This window comes from Albidovulum sp. (assembly GCF_049646345.1).
Lineage (GTDB): Bacteria > Pseudomonadota > Alphaproteobacteria > Rhodobacterales > Rhodobacteraceae > Albidovulum.
In genome coordinates this window covers 1-1534 of the sequence record NZ_JBARVQ010000428.1, presented here as the reverse complement: position 1 = coordinate 1534, position 1534 = coordinate 1, and the positions used below count along the sequence as shown (strand labels likewise).

The 1534-nt window shown below is 59.3% G+C and carries 2 protein-coding genes; both read left to right on the top strand.

Going from position 1 to position 1534, the window contains the following annotated elements:
• Positions 1 to 70 precede the first annotated feature (70 nt).
• Positions 71 to 1165, top strand: a complete 1095-nt coding sequence (locus tag WBB85_RS10705) for a carboxynorspermidine decarboxylase (protein ID WP_432638606.1) — start codon at positions 71 to 73, stop codon at positions 1163 to 1165.
• A gap of 48 nt (positions 1166 to 1213) precedes the next feature.
• Positions 1214 to 1534, top strand: a 321-nt coding sequence (locus WBB85_RS10700; protein WP_432638605.1) for a saccharopine dehydrogenase NADP-binding domain-containing protein, incomplete at its 3' end; no start/stop codon positions are given.

The following is a 1534-nucleotide window of genomic DNA, read 5'->3' as shown; positions in this document are numbered from 1 at the left end:
GCTCTGACCCTTGCCACAGGGGGTAACGGGCCTTATAGGGACCCTTCCTTTTGCCGGTGGGGGGATGCAAGTGATTCAGACGCCCTTCTATCTGATCGACAAGGCGAAGCTGCTTCGCAACATGGAGATCATCGACCGGCTGCGCGAAGGCTCCGGTGCCAAGGCTTTGCTGGCTTTGAAATGCTTCGCCACCTGGTCAGCCTTTGTTCTGATGCGCGATCATATGGATGGCACGACATCCTCATCGCTTTTCGAACTGCGGCTTGGCCGGGAAAAGTTCGGCAAGGAAACCCACGCCTATTCCGTCGCCTGGGCCGATCATGAGATCGCAGAGGCGGTGGGGTATGCCGACAAGATCATCTTCAATTCCATCGGCCAGTTGGAGCGGTTCGACAATCATTCAGCGGGCATCCAGCGCGGGCTGCGACTGAACCCGCGCTTTTCGACATCCGGTTTCGACCTTGCCGACCCGGCGCGGCCGTTTTCGCGGCTGGGCGAATGGGACCCGGTGAAGATCATGACTGTGATCGACCGCATCTCGGGCTTCATGATCCACTACAATTGTGAAAACCGGGATTTCGACCTTTTCGACCAGCAGCTTGGCCGGATCGAGGCCGAGTTCGGCACCCTTCTGGAAAAGGTTGAGTGGGTCAGCCTTGGCGGCGGCATCCATTTCACCGGCGAAGGCTATCCGGTCGATGACCTCGCCCGGCGGCTGAAGGCATTTTCTGAGAAATTCGGCGTGCAGGTCTATCTGGAGCCGGGCGAGGCCGCGATCACCAATTCGACCTCGCTTGAGGTGACGGTTCTGGACCTGCTGAACAACGGCAAGGATCTGGCCATCGTGGACAGTTCCATCGAAGCCCATATGCTCGATCTCTTGATCTACCGCGAACAGGCCAAGCTGCCGCAGGCGGGGGACCACGAATACCAGATCTGCGGCAAGTCCTGCCTTGCGGGCGACATCTTTGGCGATGCGCGGTTCGAACAGCCGCTGCATGTAGGCGACCGGATTTCGGTGGCCGATGCTGCCGGGTATACGATGGTCAAGAAGAACTGGTTCAACGGCGTCGGCATGCCGTCCATCGCCGTCAAGGAGCTCGACGGAACGATCCGTCTGGTGCGTGAGTTTGGCTATGAGGACTATGCCTCTAGCCTGTCGTGAGGGTTCGCCCCTCCCTTCCCCTGTCGAAAGAACAAGGAGACAGCCGAAGTGAAAAAGAACGTGCTGATCATCGGCGCCGGTGGTGTCGCGCAGGTCGTGGCGCATAAATGCGCGCAACATAATGATGTGCTGGGCGATCTGCATATCGCCAGCCGGACGAAGTCGAAATGCGACGAGATCATCGCGAGCGTCCATGAGAAGGGCGCGATGAAGGTTGCGGGTACGTTCGAGGCGCATGGGCTGAATGCCAAGGACACGGGCGCGGTTGCCGACCTGATCCGCAAGACCGGCTGCCGGATCGTGATCAATGTCGGAACACCTTATGTGAACATGTCGGTGCTGGATGCCTGCATCGCGACGGGCGTGGCC